This window comes from Massilia sp. IC2-278, assembly GCF_020708045.1.
Lineage (GTDB): Bacteria > Pseudomonadota > Gammaproteobacteria > Burkholderiales > Burkholderiaceae_D > Telluria.
In genome coordinates this window covers 145,064-159,670 of sequence record NZ_JAJFES010000008.1, presented here as the reverse complement: position 1 = coordinate 159,670, position 14,607 = coordinate 145,064, and the positions used below count along the sequence as shown (strand labels likewise).

The following is a 14,607-nucleotide window of genomic DNA, read 5'->3' as shown; positions in this document are numbered from 1 at the left end:
CCATGGTCGAGCGCATCCCCAGTCCCGGCGTCAGCGCCCCGCTGCCGGCGCGGCCGGTGGCGCCGGCCGAGCGCACGGCCGACCCGCGTACCGAGGCGTTCCAGCGTGCGCTCTCGACCATGCTGGGCAGCAAAGTACCGGTGTCGGTACTGTCCCGCCTGGGCGACGGCAGCTTCATGGTGCGCGTCGCCGACATGCAGGTGCGCATGGCGTTGCCGGCCGGCACCCAGCCGGGCGCCGAACTGTCGATGAAAGTGCTGGCGGCCTCGCCCCAGCCGACCTTCCAGCTCGGCGACGCCACCCTGCACGGCACACCCGTTCCACTCAGCAGCAACGCAGCCTCGCTTGCGGCCGCCGTTGCCGCCGCCAGTTCTCCGTTGACGCACAGCGCGGGCCAGCACGAGGGCGCCGATCTCAGCCCCGCTGCCCGCCTGCTGGCACAAGTGCTGCAGAACGCGCAGGGCACGCCGGCATCGGCCTCCGTCACCGGGACCGCACCGCTGGTGCCGCAAGGCGCGCCCGACCCGGCCCAGCTTGCCAGCCAGTTGCAGCAGGCTATCGCGAAGAGCGGCCTGTTCTACGAATCGCACGTGGCCGAATGGGCCGAAGGCAAGCGCCCGCTGTCCGAACTGATGGGCGAGCCGCAGGCGCAGAAACCGCCCGGCACCCCGCCCACCGACCCGGCCCTGGCGCGCATGATCAACATGCAGCTGGCCGGCCAGGAACAGGGGCAGCTTACCTGGCAGGGCCAGCTGAGCCCGGGCCAGCCGCTCGAATGGAAGGTCACACGCGAAGAGCAAAAGGAATCGCGCGGCGGCGATGAACCGGAACCCGGCTGGCAAAGCGGCCTGCGCCTGCGCTTCGCGCGCCTGGGCGAAGTCAAGGCCAGCATCACCCTGCGCGGCAGGCACGTGCAGATCGATTTGCAGGCGGCCCCGGACGTGCTGGCGCCGCTGCGCGACGGCGCGCCGCGCCTGCAGGATGCGCTGGCCGCGGCCGGCAGCGAACTGGCGGCGCTGCGCATCCATGGTACGGACACGCCGTGAGCAGCCAGGACAATGCTTCCCAGCGCCAGCAGCGCGCCGTGGCGCTGGCCTATGCCGCCGGTTCAAAGGCGCCGACCGTGGTGGCCAAGGGCCGCGGCCTGGTGGCCGAGCAGATCATCGGCCGCGCCAAGGACGCCGGCGTCTTCGTGCACGAATCGAAGGAGCTGGTGTCGCTGCTGATGGACATCGATCTCGACGGCCAGATCCCGCCTGCCCTGTACCGCGCAATTGCGGAACTGTTGGCATGGCTATATCATATTGAGTCAGCGCAACAGCACGGCCGGCCGCTTCCCGCCCCGCCCGACACCGCGCTTTTCCTCGACTCCCCTTCACCTGCATTACCGGCGGAACAAGATGCAAGCAATTCATGACGCAGAACTGGAAAACTGGCACGACTACGAAGTACAGTCGCGCAAGGAAATCGTGGCGCTGCTGCGCCAGATCGGCGAAAAGAAACAGCTGATCCGCATGAAGATCAAGGGCGAAGCCGACGTCTGCGTCACCTCGGTGCTGGAAGTCGATCCGGAGAGCGGCCTGTTCATCCTGGACCGCTCGATCAACCGCGAGCAGAACGAGCGCATCCTGCGCGCCGGCCAGGTGATGTGCGAGACCTACCTCGACAAGATCCGCATCCTGTTCCGCGCCGGCGGCTTGCAGGAGCTCGAATTCGGCGGCGGCGCCGCCCTGGCCGCGAACATTCCCGATTCCCTGATCCGCCTGCAGCGGCGCGAGTTCTACCGCATGCCGACGCCGGTAACGAACCCGGTGCCGGTACTGGTGCCGATGCCGGTCGACCTCGGCGGCGGCAGCGCCAACTTCCCGCTGGCCGACATCAGCTGCGGCGGCATCGCCCTGCTCGACAACAAGATGCTGCTGAACTCGACCATCGGCCAGACCTTCACCGGCTGCCGCATCGAGCTGCCGGAAATCGGCGCCGTGAACACCTCGCTGCAGGTGAGGAATGCGCTGGACGTGACGATGCTGAACAACAAGACCAGCCGCCGGATCGGGTGCATGTTCGTGGATATTTCGCGGGCGAATATGGCGGGGGTGCAGCGTTATATCACCAAGCTCGAGCGCGAGCGGAATGCACGCCTGGCGGGATTAGGCTGATCAGCCGCCAGCGATATTTGGGCCTGGAACGGTGACCGTACGGTGGGCACTCCGTGCCCACGCGGAACGATGCTTCGTGTTGGCCGGGTTGAGGCCGCGGGCTATGCATTGAGACGCGGCGTGTCCGAGCAGGCCGCAACAATAAAGCGAAGCCAACACCATGCCGGTTTTCGCGTGGGCACGGAGTGCCCACCTTACGGTTCCGGCCGCAGGCCGGCATTTCCAGCTGCAGGCACGCATAACAAAACGGGCCGCGCTCCTGATGGATGCGCGGCCCGTTTTTTCCATGCCAATGCTTACACCTGCATATTCATGATCTCGTGATACGCCGAGACCAGCTTGTTCCTCACCTGCACCGTCGCCTGGAAGGCAATGCTCGACTTCTGCATCGCGATCATGGTGTCCGACAAACTCACGCTGTCGTCGCCCATCGCGAACTTCTGGCCCATCTCTTCCGCCGACTTCTGCGCATTGCTCACCTGCTGGAGCGAATTCTTCAGCGCGTCGGAGAAGCTGACCTTCGATGCGCCTTCGGTGGCGCCGGTCGCGGCGGCATTGCCGAGCCCGCCAATGCCACCGAGCCCGCCCGGCGCGCCGGCCCCCAGCGAGGGCGCCGCCGGCTTGGTGGCGGCCGCCTTCAGCTGGTTCATCATGGCCTCGATGCGGCTGCTGTCGATGCCGCCTATGCCGCCGATTCCGCCTATGCTCATGGGTTCTCCTATCGATCTCTTGCGTGCCCGCGTACAAAACGTACACGAGCGATGTCAGGCTGTCAGATTACCAGTCCACTGACGAGATTTTGCGTCGAGCAGGAGGGGAAACCACCCCCTATTCAAGCGTTTGAATGTTGCCCTACGGCTCCATAATCTCGTCCTGACCTCATTCATCCTCACGGACAAACCACATGGCCGCAACGACTGCTGACGAACTGATCGACACCCCAGCACAGCCGCAACCTTTCCATAAGACCCCGATGGGCAAGAAGGTCGTGATTGGCGGCGGCATTGCCGCCGTGCTGGCCGCGGTGGTGGCGGTCTGGATGTGGAGCCAGACGCCGGACTACCGCGTCCTGTACGCCAACTACAGCGACAAGGACGGCGGCGCCATCACCGCCTCGCTCGACCAGATGGGCGTCAAGTACAAGTTTTCGGAAGGCGGCACCGCCATCCTGGTGCCGGCCGAGCAAGTGCCCGACCTGCGCCTGAAGCTGGCTTCGCAAGGCTTGCCGAAAGGCGGCAACGTCGGCTTCGAGCTGCTGGAAAACCAGAAGCTGGGCGTGTCGCAGTTCGTCGAGCAGGTGAACTACCAGCGCTCGCTGGAAGGCGAGCTGGCGCGTTCGATCCAGTCGCTTGGTTCGGTGGCCGGCGCCCGTGTCCACCTGGCGCTGCCGAAGCCGTCCGTGTTCGTGCGCGACCAGCAGAAGCCGACCGCCTCGGTCCTGCTGAACCTGCAGTCGGGCCGTGCGCTGGACCCGGGCCAGGTCAGCGCCATCGTGCACCTGGTGGCATCGAGCATTCCTGAACTGACCATCGGCAACGTGACCGTGGTCGACCAGAACGGTAACCTGCTCTCCGAACAGCCGAAAGGCAATGGCCTGGGCAAGCAGCTCGACGCCAGCCAGCTGAAGTATGTCGAGCAGGTACAGCAGAACATCATCAAGCAGGTCGAATCGCTGATTTCGCCGATCGTCGGCAAGGGCAATGTGCGCGCCGAAGCGACCGCCGAAGTGGACTTCGCGCAGGTCGATACTGCCGCCGAGATGTACAAGCCGAATTCGCCGCCGGAACCGCAGGCGATCCGCAGCCAGCAGACCTCTGAACAGACCGGCCCGTCGACCGGCAACGCCAACGGCATCCCGGGCGCGCTGTCGAACCAGCCGCCGGGCGTGGCAACCGCACCGATCGAAGGCGGCGCCCCTGGCGCTCCGGGTGCAGCACCTGCGCAAACCGGGCCAAGCCGCAAGGATGCGACGACCAACTACGAAGTGGATAAGACTATCCGCTACGAGCAGCGTCCGATGGGCGGCATCAAGCGCCTGACGGTGGGTGTGGTGGTGAATTACCGCCGTACCGTCGACCCGGCCACCGGCAAGGTCACTGTCAAGCCGCTGCCGGCCGCCGAAGTGGCACAGATCAACGAGCTGGTGAAGCAGGCGATGGGTTACTCGCAAGCGCGTGGCGATACCCTGAACGTGGCGAACGCCCCGTTCGATGGTGTCGACAAGCCGGACGAAACCGGCCCGGACTGGTACAAGGACCCTTCCAACCTGCCGCTGGCAATGGAAGTCGGCAAGTACCTGCTGATTGCGGCAATCCTGGCCTTCCTGTACTTCCGCATCCTGCGTCCGCTGCTGCGTCCGGTGATGAACAAGTTCGACGAAGTGACCGCCGTGCCGGAAGACGAGAAGGAAAAAGCCGAAGACGGCGACGACGACGACGACAGCAGCACCGTCGAACTGGGCAGCGGCGGCAAGCCGGCCCTGGGTCCGGACGGGATGCCGCTGGAACCGGAAGAAGCACCGCGGGAGCGCACCTATCGCGCCAACCTGGCGATGGCAAAAGAGATGGCGCGTAACGATCCGCGCATCGTGGCAAACGTGATCAAGGCATGGGTGGGGTCGGAATAATGAGCGACAAACAAGACGGTATCCAGAAAGCGGCCATCCTGATGCTGGCCATGGGCGAGGAAGAAGCGGCCGAGGTCATGAAGTTCCTCGGCCCGCGCGAAGTGCTGAAGCTCGGCGCGGCGATGGCCTCGATGAAGGCGGTCCAGCACGAGCAGGTGGTCAATGTACTGGAGTCCTTCCGCGACGAGGCCGACGCCCACTCGACGGTCGGCCTCGACTCGGACGAATACATCCGCGAAGTGCTGACCAAGGCGCTGGGCGACGACAAGGCGGCCGTGCTGCTGAACCGCATCCTGGGCGGCAAGGATGCCTCGGGTATCGAAAGCCTGAAGTGGATGGACGCGCAGTCGGTGTCGGAACTGATCCGCAACGAGCACCCGCAGATCATCGCCACCATCCTGGTCCACCTCGAGCGCGACCAGGCCTGCGAGATCCTGAGCCACTTCACCGAGCGCCTGCGCAACGACGTGGTGCTGCGAATCGCCACCCTGGACGGCGTGCAGCCTGCAGCCTTGCGCGAACTGAACGACGTGCTGACCAAGCTGCTTTCGGGTAACGAGCACATCAAGAAGTCCTCGCTCGGCGGCGTGCGCACGGCGGCCGAGATCCTGAACTTCATGACCGGCGAGCAGGAAGGCGCGGTGATGGAAAACATCAAGAACTACGACAACGACATGGCGCAGAAGATCATGGACGAGATGTTCGTGTTCGACAACATCATCGACATCGACGACCGCGGCATTCAGTTGCTGCTGCGCGAAGTGCAGTCGGAAATGCTGATCATCGCCCTGAAAGGCGCCTCGCAAGACCTGCGCGAGAAGATCTTCAAGAACATGAGCCAGCGCGCCAGCGAAATGATGCGCGAAGACCTGGAATCGAAAGGTCCGGTCCGTTTGTCGGAAGTGGAAGCGCAGCAGAAGCAGATCCTGCAGATCGTGCGCCGCCTGGCGGACGAGGGCCAGATCGTGCTGGGCGGCAAGGGCGAGGATTCCTTCGTCTAATCGTTTAATATTCGACGATGAACAAAGACACGCAAGGCGCCTTCAAGCGCTGGGAAATGAACTCCTTCGGCGACCAGCGTCCGAGCACGCTGGCAGCCCGCATCGCGGCCGAGGAGCGAGAAAAGGCGGCAGCGGCAGCGGCAAACGCATCGCGCATACCGGCGCAGGCTCCGGCCCAGTCTGTTCCCCAGGTGCAGTTGCCGACCGCCGCCGAGCTCGAAGCATTGCGCGAAGCGGCGCGCGCCGAGGGCTATGACGAAGGGCTGGAAGAAGGCCGCGCCGCCGGCTACGCGGCCGGTCACGCCGAGGCACTGGAACAGGGTCGGCTGGAAGCGGCGGCCGAAATCGAGAGCCTGCGCGCGGTGGCGTCCAGCTTCTCGACGGCGCTGGCGCAGGCCGACGACAGCATTGCGTCCGACGTGCTCGACCTGGCCCTGCACCTGGCGCGCTCGATGGTGCGCACGGCCTTCGAGGTGCGCCCCGAACTGATCATCCCGATCGTGCGCGAAGCCATCGAATACCTGCCAGTGCTGCAGCAGCCGGCGGTGCTGGCCGTGCATCCGGACGACATCGAGATCGTGCGCGCCGGCCTGGGCGACGAGATCGACAAGGGCGGCTGGCGCCTGATCGCCGATCCGCAGGTGGCGCGCGGCGGCTGCAAGGTCGATACCGCCAGCAACCAGATCGACGCCACGGCCCAGGCGCGCTGGACCCGCCTGTCGCATGCGCTGGGCAAGAACGTGGAGTGGCTGGGTTAAATGAGCACAGTCACGTTGGATCGCCATACTGCGCGCTGGAAGTCCTACCTGAACGACTGCGACGCCCTGCTCGGCTTTGTCGAGCCGATGCAGGTGTCGGGCCGCGTCACGCGCGTGGCCGGCCTGGTGATGGAGTGCGTGGGCCTGCGCCTGGCCGTGGGCAGCGCCTGCACCATCCCGCTGTCGAGCGGCGCCAAGATCGAGGCCGAAGTGGTCGGCTTCGAGGGCGACCGGCTGTTCCTGATGCCGCAAAGCGACGTCGAAGGCGTGGTGCCGGGTTCGCGCGTGTTTCCAGTGGAAACGCCGGTGCCGCGTCCGGGCACGGTGGCCCACCCGCGCCGCCGTCCGAGCGACCGCGCGCGCCACCTGCCGGTCGGCATCGAATTGCTGGGCCGCGTGGTCGACGGCGCCGGCCGTCCGCTCGACGGCAAGGGGCCGCTCGGCACCAACGATATGGCGCCGATCAATGCCCGCCCCGTGAACCCGCTCGACCGCGCGCCGATCAAGGACACGCTGGACGTGGGTGTGCGCGCCATCAATTCCATGCTGACCGTCGGCCGGGGCCAGCGCCTGGGCTTGTTCGCCGGTACCGGCGTCGGTAAATCCGTCTTGCTGGGCATGATTGCGCGCTACACCACGGCCGAGATCATCGTGGTCGGCCTGATCGGCGAACGGGGCCGCGAAGTCAAAGAATTCATCGAGCAGATTCTGGGGCCGGAAGGCCTGGCGCGCTCGGCGGTCGTCGCCGCACCGGCCGACAGCCCGCCGCTGATGCGCCTGCAGGGCGCGGCCTATGCCACGGCGATTGCCGAGCACTTCCGCGACAAGGGCAAGAGCGTGCTGCTGATCATGGATTCGCTGACCCGCTATGCGATGGCCCAGCGCGAAATTGCGCTCGCCATTGGCGAACCGCCGGCCACCAAGGGTTATCCGCCGTCGGTGTTCGCCAAGCTGCCGGTACTGGTGGAACGCGCCGGCAATGGCCTGGAAGGCGGCGGCTCGATCACGGCCTTTTATACCGTGCTGTCCGAGGGCGACGACCAGCAGGACCCGATCGCCGATGCGGCGCGCGGTATTCTCGACGGCCACATCGTGCTGAACCGTCACCTGGCCGAGGCCGGCCACTACCCGGCCATCGACATCGAACAATCGATCAGCCGCGCCATGCACGGCATCACCACGCACGAGCACCAGCTGGCGGCGCGCAAGCTGAAACAGTTGTATTCGCGCTACCAGCGCTCGCGCGATCTGATCAGCGTGGGCGCGTATGCGCCGGGCAGCGATCCGGTGCTGGACCAGGCGATTGCGCTGAACGAAAAGATCGAGGAATTCCTGTGCCAGGAAATCTTCGAAAACACCGGCATGGACCAGAGCTTGGGGCAATTAACCTCTCTGTTCAGCTGATCGGTATGGTTGCTGCGTGGATATACTAATCCACTATGGCAAATACCTCCGCCCTTGAAACCCTGATCGAACTGGCCCAGCGCGAGTCCGACGACGCAGCCAAGCGTCTCGGCGCGGCGCTGAAGGCGGTCGAGGAAGCCGAGCAGAAGCACCAGATGCTGCTCGGCTACCGCGACGATTATGCGAACCGCCTGGACCAGCAGCAGATGGCGGGCATCACGCCCTTCGCCTACCAGAACTTCGTCGCCTTTGTCGGCAAGCTCGACAACGCGATCAATGGCCAGGCCGAAGTCGTGAAACACGCGAAGTACAAGAGCGACCAGGAAAAGAAAGCCTGGCAGGAAAGCGAGCGCAAGCGACTGTCCTACCGCACGCTGAACGAGCGTGCGCTGGCCGAAGCCCAGAAGGTCGCCGACAAGCGCGACCAGAAAATGATGGATGACCACGCTGCGCGTACCGTCCGCAACCAACGTTGAACGAATCATGACGATGCACACCACTCCCCTTCCGTTCCAGGTCAATGGCGCGAACGGCCTGAACGGCCAGTCGCAGAACATGCGCGGCAATGCCGTGCTGAACACCGACGGTGCCAACTTCGGCGCGACCCTGACCCGCCAGATCGAGCAGCGCCAGCTGGAGCAGCGCCAGGCGCAGATGCAAGCCCAGCCGGCTCCGCAGATGCAGCCGCAGCCGGCCCAGCCGCAAGCTGTGGCGAAACCGCAGGCGCAAGCCAGCAAGCCGGCCGCCAACGAAGCCAAGGCGCCGGCACGCGAAGCGGCGAAAGAACCGGCCAAGGAAGCGGCGAAATCCGACAGCGCCGAGAAAGCCGATGGCGCCCAGGCCAGCACCGACACCAAGGCCACTGCCGACGGCGGCGAGGGCGAGGAAGCGGCGCAAGGCGACAGCAAGGCGGCCGACTCGGTCACCGACATGCTCGCCATGCTCGCCAGCCTGAGCCAGCCGCAAACGGCGGCGAAAGCCGCGCCGGCGCCCGTCACCGATGCCGCGGGCGGCGCCCAGGCCGGCCTGAAGGGCAAGCTGGGCCTCGAAGGTACTGAGCCGGCCATCAAGCTCGACACGCATGCGGCAGCGGCCGACGGCCAGGACAAGGCGGCGCAGGGCATCGACCTGCGCGGCATGGAGCTGGGCAAGGCCGGCGAGCAGGCGGCCAAGCTGCAAGCGGATGCCGGCCAGTTCGCCGCCAAGCTGCACGACAGCACGGCGGCACTGAAGGAAACGGCCGCGCCGGAAACCTTCACCAACCTGGTGGCGCAGACGAATGCCCTGCAAAACGCCCAGGCCGCGGGCGCCGTGCCGACCGACCGCCTGAGCGCACGCGTGGGCACGCCGGCATGGGATAACCAGGTCGGCCAGAAAGTGATCTGGATGGTGGGCGGCGAAGAGCAGAGCGCAACGCTGGAACTGAACCCGCCGGACCTGGGGCCGGTGCAGGTGGTGCTGAACGTGTCGAACGACATGGCCAGCGTGACCTTCTCGTCGCAGCAGCTCGAGGTGCGCCAGGCCCTGGAAAACTCCCTGCCGCGCTTGCGCGAGATGATGAGCGAGAGCGGGATCGCGCTGGGGAATGCGAGCGTGAATTCGGGGAATGAGGGTAATGGGCAGCAGGGCCAGCCCGGTTCGGGCCGCTCGGGCGGCGGTAGCGGGAATGGCGGCGGCGACAGCGCCGTGGCCGAAGCGACGCCGCGCCAGCGCACCAGCATCCTGGGTGGCGCCGGGGCAGTCGACACCTTCGCGTAAAACAGCATCAGCACACAATAACGGCCGCGTTACGCGGCCGTTTTTTTTGTTTGCAGGCCGGGTACATCAACGTAGGGTGGGCCGGGCCGCGCTAGGCACTCCGTGCCCACGCGGGCTAACGTGCGCCCGCATTCTGATGTGTTGACGTTAAGCGTCTCGATACCTTTCTTGTGGCACGAATGCTCATCCGTGCTATACCGCGTGGGCACAGGTGCCCACCCTACGAACCCCCACCTGCCTACCGATTGGCACGTTACCACTCGACAAACCCCGAGATAGCCCACCTTCCCCTTTCTTTTCAAAGCTTGCCGCTGCGCACTTTTTCTCGATAATGCCATAATCACGCAACCCATTTGGCACGAGGCATCTTGAAAGCGAATCCGAAAACGAAGGCCGACCCGAAGGCAGACGCAGCAGCACCAGCCGGCGGGTCGAAGAAGAAGCTCATGATCATCGCGATCGCGGGCGTACTCCTGCTGGGCGGCGGCGCCGGTGCGGGCTGGTTCTTCCTGCACGGCAGCGGCGATGCCGAGGCCCACGAGGAAGCACCGAAGAAAAAGAAAAAGGCCAAGGAATCCCACAAGGCCGAGTACATTCCGGTGGAACAGTTCGTGGTGAACCTGCAGCCCGAGAACGGCGACCAGTATTTGCAGATTCAGTTTACCCTGCAGGTGAATGGCCCGGAACAAGGCGCCCTGATCAAGGAAAACATGGCCAAGGTGCGCAGCCGCGTGCTGTTGCTGTTGTCGGGCAAGAAGGCGTCCGAGATCAGCACCGTCGAAGGCAAGCAGCAGCTGGCGTCGGAGATCAAGGCCGTGGTACAAGTGCCGTTCGAAGAAGAAGGCGACGAACAGGAAGTGTCCGACGTCTTGTTCACCTCGTTCATCATCCAGTAAAGAAACATCATGGCCGATAATTTCCTCTCACAGGAAGAAGTCGATGCCCTCTTAAAAGGGGTCAACGGCGATCAGGACGACATCTCCGCGCCTGAAGACACCTCGGGAGTCCGCACCTACAACCTGGCGACCCAGGAGCGGATCGTGCGCGGCCGCATGCCGACGCTCGAGATCATCAACGAGCGTTTCGCGCGGCTGCTGCGCATCGGCCTGTTCAACTTCCTGCGCCGCAGCGCCGAGGTTTCGGTGGGCTCGGTGCGGGTCTCGAAGTACAGCGAATTCATCCGCAACCTGGTGGTCCCGACCAACCTGAACCTGATCCACATGAAGCCCCTGCGCGGCACCGCGCTGATGGTCTTCGATCCAGGCCTGGTGTTCCTGCTGGTCGACAACCTGTTCGGCGGCGACGGCCGCTTCCACACCCGCGTGGAAGGCCGCGACTTTACCCAGACCGAGCAGCGCATCATTTTGCGCATCCTGGACATCGTGTTCGAGGCCTACGGCAAGTCGTGGGAACCGGTGTACCCGATCGAATTCGAGTACATCCGCTCGGAGATGAACACGCAGTTCGCCAACATCGCGACCCCGAACGAAGTCGTGGTATCGTCCACCTTCACCATCGAGCTCGGTCCGGTGTCGGGCCAGATCCACTTCTGCATGCCCTACTCGATGATCGAGCCGATCCGCGATGCGCTGACCTCGAGCATCCAGGGCGAGGCGCTGGAAGTCGACAAGCGCTGGATCCGCCTGATGACCCAGCAGATCCAGGTGGCCGAAGTCGAACTCGTGGCCGAACTCGGCCACGGCAAGGCGAACTTCGACGACATCCTCAACATGAAGATCGGCGACGTGATCCCCATTTCCGTCCCCGAAACCATCCAGGCCACCGTCGACGGCGTGCCCGTGATGGAATGCACTTACGGCGTCGCGAATGGCCAGTACGCGCTGAAGGTCGAGAAACTGCTGGCCAACAGCGACAGCTTCAATCAGGAGAAACACAATGTCTGACAACCAGGACGATCAAAACCTCGACGACGATTGGGGCGCCGCGATTGCAGAACAAGCAGCTGCAGAGGCCGCCGCCTTGCAAAAGCAGCAGGCCGCCACCGCCGCCGTGTTCCAGGACTTCGGCGCCAAGAGCCCGCGTCCGGACACGCCGAACGACATCGACTTCATCCTCGACATCCCGGTGCAGCTCACCGTGGAACTGGGCCGCACCAAGATCGCCATCAAGAATCTGCTGCAGCTGGCGCAGGGCTCGGTCGTCGAGCTCGACGGCCTGGCCGGCGAACCGATGGACGTGCTGGTGAACGGCTGCCTGATCGCCCAGGGCGAGGTCGTGGTCGTGAACGACAAGTTCGGCATCCGCCTGACTGATATCATCACGCCATCGGAACGGATCAGAAAATTGAATAAATGATGCCCACGCTCTCCCCCGCCCGCAGGACCGCACACGGATGTGCTTCGCCATCTTCCCTGTTGCGCGGGTGCGGGGCGAGCGTGATGCTGGCGGCGGCCTGCTGGCTGCCGCTGGCGGCGTCGGCGCAGGCGCCGGCGTCCACCGCATCGGCTCCGGCGCCTTCCCGCGCCACGCCTGCTGCCACTCCCGCAACGTCCCCTGCTTCCTCCGACGCCCAAGTTGACATCGTACCGCCGGAACGCGCCACCACCGTCGGCGAAGTGCCGACCACGGCGCAGAACCCGCTCAACGATCCTCCTGCCGCTGTACAACCTGCGGCCCCCGCCGCCATTCCCGGCACGCCGGCGCGGCCCGCGACGATTCCCCGGCCCACAACCATTCCTTCCACCGGCATGCTGATGCAGACCATCTTCGCCCTGCTGCTGGTGCTGGGCCTGCTGGCGGCGCTGGCCTGGGCGGCCAAGCGCTGGGGCCCCAAGCTCACCGGCAATTCCGCCAACCTGCGCCTGGTCGGGGCGCTGAACATCGGCGGACGCGAACGCATCATGGTAGTGGAAGTGGGTAATCAGTGGATCGTGGTCGGCGCCTCGCCGGGGCGCGTGAACGCGCTCGCCACGATGCCGCGGCAGGAGGCTGGCGTACAATCGGGCGCCACCCTGGCCGCCGATACATTGCCGGTCACGAATTTTTCCGACTGGCTCAAGAACACGATCGACAAACGCAATGCGAAATAAGACACTCCTGCTGGCCGCCGGCCTGGCGGCCCTGCTGCCGCTGGCGGCGCTGGCCCAGCCGGGCATTCCCGCCCTGACCACCAGCCCGGCCCCGGGCGGCGGCACCGAGTACTCGCTGCCGGTGCAGACGCTGCTCCTGATGACGGCGTTCACCTTCCTGCCGGCCGCGCTGCTGATGATGACGAGTTTCACCCGCATCATCATCGTGCTGTCGCTGCTGCGCCAGGCGATCGGTACGCAAACCGCGCCGCCGAACCAGGTGATGGTCGGCCTGGCCCTGTTCCTGACCCTGTTCGTGATGGGGCCGACCTTCGACAAGATCTATACCGAGGCCTATGTGCCGCTGCAGGAAAACCGCATCCAGATGACGGAAGCGATGAACCGCGGCGCCGCGCCCCTGAAGGACTTCATGCTGAAGCAGACGCGCCAGTCCGACCTCGCCATGTTCGCCAAGATCTCGCGCACGCCGGCCCTGCAGGGCCCGGAAGACGTGCCGCTGCGCGTGCTGATCCCGGCCTTCGTCACCAGCGAGCTGAAGACGGCCTTCCAGATCGGCTTCGCCATCTTCATCCCCTTCCTCATCATCGACATGGTGGTGGCTTCGGTGCTGATGGCAATGGGCATGATGATGATGTCGCCGGCCGTGATTTCGCTGCCGTTCAAGATGATGCTGTTCGTGCTGGTCGACGGCTGGCAACTACTGCTGGGCTCGCTGTCCCAGAGTTTCAACTAGGGGCGCGCGATGACTCCGGAATCCGTCATGACCCTCGGCAAGCAGGCCATGGAAATCACCCTGCTGGTGTCGGCGCCGCTGCTGCTGGTGGCGCTGATTATCGGCCTCATCGTCAGCATCTTCCAGGCCGCGACCCAGATCAACGAAGCGACCCTCTCCTTCATCCCGAAACTGGTCGGCGTGTTCATCGCCCTGGTGGTGGCGGGGCCATGGATGCTGTCGATCATGCTCGACTACATGCGCCAGGTGTTCACCGGCATTCCCAACATGGTCGGCTAGGTTTCCCTGCCGATGCTGACCCTGACCTCGGTCGAGATCAACGCCTGGATCGCGGGCCTGCTGTGGCCGCTCACGCGCATCCTCGGGCTGGTCGCGTCGGCCCCGATCTTTGGCCACGCCAGCGTGCCGAACCAGGTCAAGCTGATCCTGGGCGTGCTGCTGGCGCTGGTGATCGCCCCGACGGTGCCGGCCGTGCCCGCGCTTGACCCCACCTCCTACGCCGGCCTGCTGATCCTGGTGCAGGAACTCCTGATCGGGCTGGCGATGGGCTTTTCCATGCGCCTGGTGTTTGCCGCGGTGGAGTATGCCGGCGAACTGGCCAGCTCCACCATGGGCTTCAGCTTCGCCTCCTTCTTCGACCCCTCCACGCAAGGCCGCTCGGCCGCGATCAGCCAGTTCATGTCGATGGTCGCGACCATGGCATTTCTCGCCGTGAACGCGCATCTGGTACTGCTGGCGGCCTTGTCGGAAAGCTTCGTCAGCCTGCCGATCTCGGCCACGCCCCTGTCGCTGGCCGCGCCGCTGGAAGTGGTGCGCTGGGGCTCGCGCATCTTCTCGACCGGGCTGCAACTGGCCCTGCCGATCATCGGCGCGATCCTGATCGTCAACGTCGCGCTCGGCATCCTCACGCGCGCGGCGCCGCAACTGAACATCTTCGGCATCGGCTTCCCGATCACGCTCGGCGTCGGCCTGCTGACCCTGAGCATCGCCCTGCCCTACCTAGGCACGCCGATCGTGAATTTGTTCAATGAAGGTATCGAAGCGGGGCGGCGGATTCCGCGCGCAGCAGCCGAGCGGGTGCCGGCGACGGCGCCGCCCGCGCCTGTTCGTGACTAAAA

General features: G+C 65.2%; 17 protein-coding genes. 16 read left to right on the top strand and 1 reads right to left on the bottom strand.

Annotation, left to right across the window (positions count from 1 at the left end; genetic code table 11):
- Nucleotides 1-2 precede the first annotated feature (2 nt).
- Genes LK540_RS16425 through LK540_RS16415 form a run of 3 tightly spaced genes read left to right on the top strand, consistent with a single transcriptional unit; the run spans nucleotide 3 to nucleotide 2,159 of the window.
- A complete protein-coding gene (locus LK540_RS16425; protein ID WP_229438382.1) occupies nucleotides 3-1,046 on the top strand; it encodes a flagellar hook-length control protein FliK in 1,044 nt (347 codons plus the stop codon).
- Entirely contained in the window at nucleotides 1,043-1,417 is a 375-nt protein-coding gene (locus tag LK540_RS16420; protein ID WP_229438381.1) for an EscU/YscU/HrcU family type III secretion system export apparatus switch protein, read from the top strand. The genes LK540_RS16425 and LK540_RS16420 overlap by 4 nt, the downstream gene beginning before the upstream one ends.
- Nucleotides 1,401-2,159, top strand: a complete 759-nt coding sequence (locus LK540_RS16415) for a flagellar brake protein (RefSeq protein WP_229438380.1) — start codon at nucleotides 1,401-1,403, stop codon at nucleotides 2,157-2,159. Before LK540_RS16420 ends, LK540_RS16415 begins: the two co-directional genes overlap by 17 nt.
- A gap of 296 nt (nucleotides 2,160-2,455) precedes the next feature.
- Here LK540_RS16415 and fliE read toward each other — a convergent pair whose 3' ends face one another.
- Complete coding sequence (fliE, locus tag LK540_RS16410) at nucleotides 2,456-2,869, bottom strand: flagellar hook-basal body complex protein FliE (protein ID WP_229438379.1); 414 nt, start codon at nucleotides 2,867-2,869, stop codon at nucleotides 2,456-2,458.
- Nucleotides 2,870-3,063: 194 nt separating this feature from the next.
- Between fliE and fliF the strand changes: the two genes are divergently transcribed.
- From fliF to fliR, 13 genes are all read left to right on the top strand, one after another.
- Nucleotides 3,064-4,785 carry a flagellar basal-body MS-ring/collar protein FliF gene (fliF, locus tag LK540_RS16405; protein ID WP_229438378.1) on the top strand — a complete coding sequence of 574 codons (1,722 nt, stop codon included), beginning with the start codon at nucleotides 3,064-3,066 and terminating at the stop codon, nucleotides 4,783-4,785.
- Entirely contained in the window at nucleotides 4,785-5,786 is a 1,002-nt protein-coding gene (gene fliG / locus LK540_RS16400) for a flagellar motor switch protein FliG (protein ID WP_229438377.1), read from the top strand. The genes fliF and fliG overlap by 1 nt, the downstream gene beginning before the upstream one ends.
- 17 nt (nucleotides 5,787-5,803) lie before the next feature.
- The gene (fliH, locus tag LK540_RS16395; RefSeq protein ID WP_229438376.1) at nucleotides 5,804-6,544 is read left to right on the top strand and encodes a flagellar assembly protein FliH; all 741 of its coding nucleotides are present in this window, start codon (nucleotides 5,804-5,806) and stop codon (nucleotides 6,542-6,544) included.
- Nucleotides 6,545-7,948, top strand: coding sequence for a flagellar protein export ATPase FliI (fliI, locus tag LK540_RS16390; protein ID WP_307729184.1), 1,404 nt, complete (start codon nucleotides 6,545-6,547; stop codon nucleotides 7,946-7,948).
- A 35-nt stretch (nucleotides 7,949-7,983) separates the two neighbouring features.
- The gene (gene fliJ, locus LK540_RS16385; RefSeq protein ID WP_229438375.1) at nucleotides 7,984-8,424 is read left to right on the top strand and encodes a flagellar export protein FliJ; all 441 of its coding nucleotides are present in this window, start codon (nucleotides 7,984-7,986) and stop codon (nucleotides 8,422-8,424) included.
- 7 nt (nucleotides 8,425-8,431) lie between these two features.
- Complete coding sequence (locus LK540_RS16380; protein WP_229438374.1) at nucleotides 8,432-9,706, top strand: flagellar hook-length control protein FliK; 1,275 nt, start codon at nucleotides 8,432-8,434, stop codon at nucleotides 9,704-9,706.
- A 368-nt stretch (nucleotides 9,707-10,074) separates the two neighbouring features.
- Nucleotides 10,075-10,602: a flagellar basal body-associated protein FliL gene (fliL, locus tag LK540_RS16375; RefSeq protein WP_267498813.1), complete on the top strand. Its 528-nt coding sequence runs from the start codon at nucleotides 10,075-10,077 to the stop codon at nucleotides 10,600-10,602.
- A 9-nt stretch (nucleotides 10,603-10,611) separates the two neighbouring features.
- Nucleotides 10,612-11,610, top strand: a complete 999-nt coding sequence (gene fliM, locus LK540_RS16370) for a flagellar motor switch protein FliM (RefSeq protein WP_229438372.1) — start codon at nucleotides 10,612-10,614, stop codon at nucleotides 11,608-11,610.
- Nucleotides 11,603-12,022, top strand: coding sequence for a flagellar motor switch protein FliN (gene fliN, locus LK540_RS16365; RefSeq protein WP_229438371.1), 420 nt, complete (start codon nucleotides 11,603-11,605; stop codon nucleotides 12,020-12,022). Before fliM ends, fliN begins: the two co-directional genes overlap by 8 nt.
- 83 nt (nucleotides 12,023-12,105) lie before the next feature.
- The gene (fliO, locus tag LK540_RS16360; RefSeq protein ID WP_229438370.1) at nucleotides 12,106-12,756 is read left to right on the top strand and encodes a flagellar biosynthetic protein FliO; all 651 of its coding nucleotides are present in this window, start codon (nucleotides 12,106-12,108) and stop codon (nucleotides 12,754-12,756) included.
- Nucleotides 12,746-13,489, top strand: a complete 744-nt coding sequence (fliP, locus tag LK540_RS16355; protein ID WP_229438369.1) for a flagellar type III secretion system pore protein FliP — start codon at nucleotides 12,746-12,748, stop codon at nucleotides 13,487-13,489. The genes fliO and fliP overlap by 11 nt, the downstream gene beginning before the upstream one ends.
- A 9-nt stretch (nucleotides 13,490-13,498) precedes the next feature.
- Complete coding sequence (gene fliQ / locus LK540_RS16350; RefSeq protein ID WP_229438368.1) at nucleotides 13,499-13,768, top strand: flagellar biosynthesis protein FliQ; 270 nt, start codon at nucleotides 13,499-13,501, stop codon at nucleotides 13,766-13,768.
- Between the two features lie 12 nt (nucleotides 13,769-13,780).
- On the top strand, nucleotides 13,781-14,605 hold the full coding sequence (gene fliR, locus LK540_RS16345) for a flagellar biosynthetic protein FliR (RefSeq protein ID WP_229438367.1): 825 nt from the start codon (nucleotides 13,781-13,783) through the stop codon (nucleotides 14,603-14,605).
- The last annotated feature ends 2 nt before the right edge of the window (nucleotides 14,606-14,607 follow it).

What these genes read in the sequence shown, in the direction of transcription:
- LK540_RS16425 (WP_229438382.1), top strand. Translation starts at nt 3, where the DNA reads ATGGTCGAGCGCATCCCCAGTCCCGGCGTCAGCGCCCCGCTGCCGGCG.
- LK540_RS16415 (WP_229438380.1), top strand. Translation starts at nt 1,401, where the DNA reads ATGCAAGCAATTCATGACGCAGAACTGGAAAACTGGCACGACTACGAA.
- fliE (WP_229438379.1), bottom strand. Translation starts at nt 2,869, where the DNA reads ATGAGCATAGGCGGAATCGGCGGCATAGGCGGCATCGACAGCAGCCGC.
- fliF (WP_229438378.1), top strand. Translation starts at nt 3,064, where the DNA reads ATGGCCGCAACGACTGCTGACGAACTGATCGACACCCCAGCACAGCCG.
- fliG (WP_229438377.1), top strand. Translation starts at nt 4,785, where the DNA reads ATGAGCGACAAACAAGACGGTATCCAGAAAGCGGCCATCCTGATGCTG.
- fliH (WP_229438376.1), top strand. Translation starts at nt 5,804, where the DNA reads ATGAACAAAGACACGCAAGGCGCCTTCAAGCGCTGGGAAATGAACTCC.
- fliI (WP_307729184.1), top strand. Translation starts at nt 6,545, where the DNA reads ATGAGCACAGTCACGTTGGATCGCCATACTGCGCGCTGGAAGTCCTAC.
- fliJ (WP_229438375.1), top strand. Translation starts at nt 7,984, where the DNA reads ATGGCAAATACCTCCGCCCTTGAAACCCTGATCGAACTGGCCCAGCGC.
- LK540_RS16380 (WP_229438374.1), top strand. Translation starts at nt 8,432, where the DNA reads ATGACGATGCACACCACTCCCCTTCCGTTCCAGGTCAATGGCGCGAAC.
- fliM (WP_229438372.1), top strand. Translation starts at nt 10,612, where the DNA reads ATGGCCGATAATTTCCTCTCACAGGAAGAAGTCGATGCCCTCTTAAAA.
- fliN (WP_229438371.1), top strand. Translation starts at nt 11,603, where the DNA reads ATGTCTGACAACCAGGACGATCAAAACCTCGACGACGATTGGGGCGCC.
- fliO (WP_229438370.1), top strand. Translation starts at nt 12,106, where the DNA reads ATGCTGGCGGCGGCCTGCTGGCTGCCGCTGGCGGCGTCGGCGCAGGCG.
- fliP (WP_229438369.1), top strand. Translation starts at nt 12,746, where the DNA reads ATGCGAAATAAGACACTCCTGCTGGCCGCCGGCCTGGCGGCCCTGCTG.
- fliQ (WP_229438368.1), top strand. Translation starts at nt 13,499, where the DNA reads ATGACTCCGGAATCCGTCATGACCCTCGGCAAGCAGGCCATGGAAATC.
- fliR (WP_229438367.1), top strand. Translation starts at nt 13,781, where the DNA reads ATGCTGACCCTGACCTCGGTCGAGATCAACGCCTGGATCGCGGGCCTG.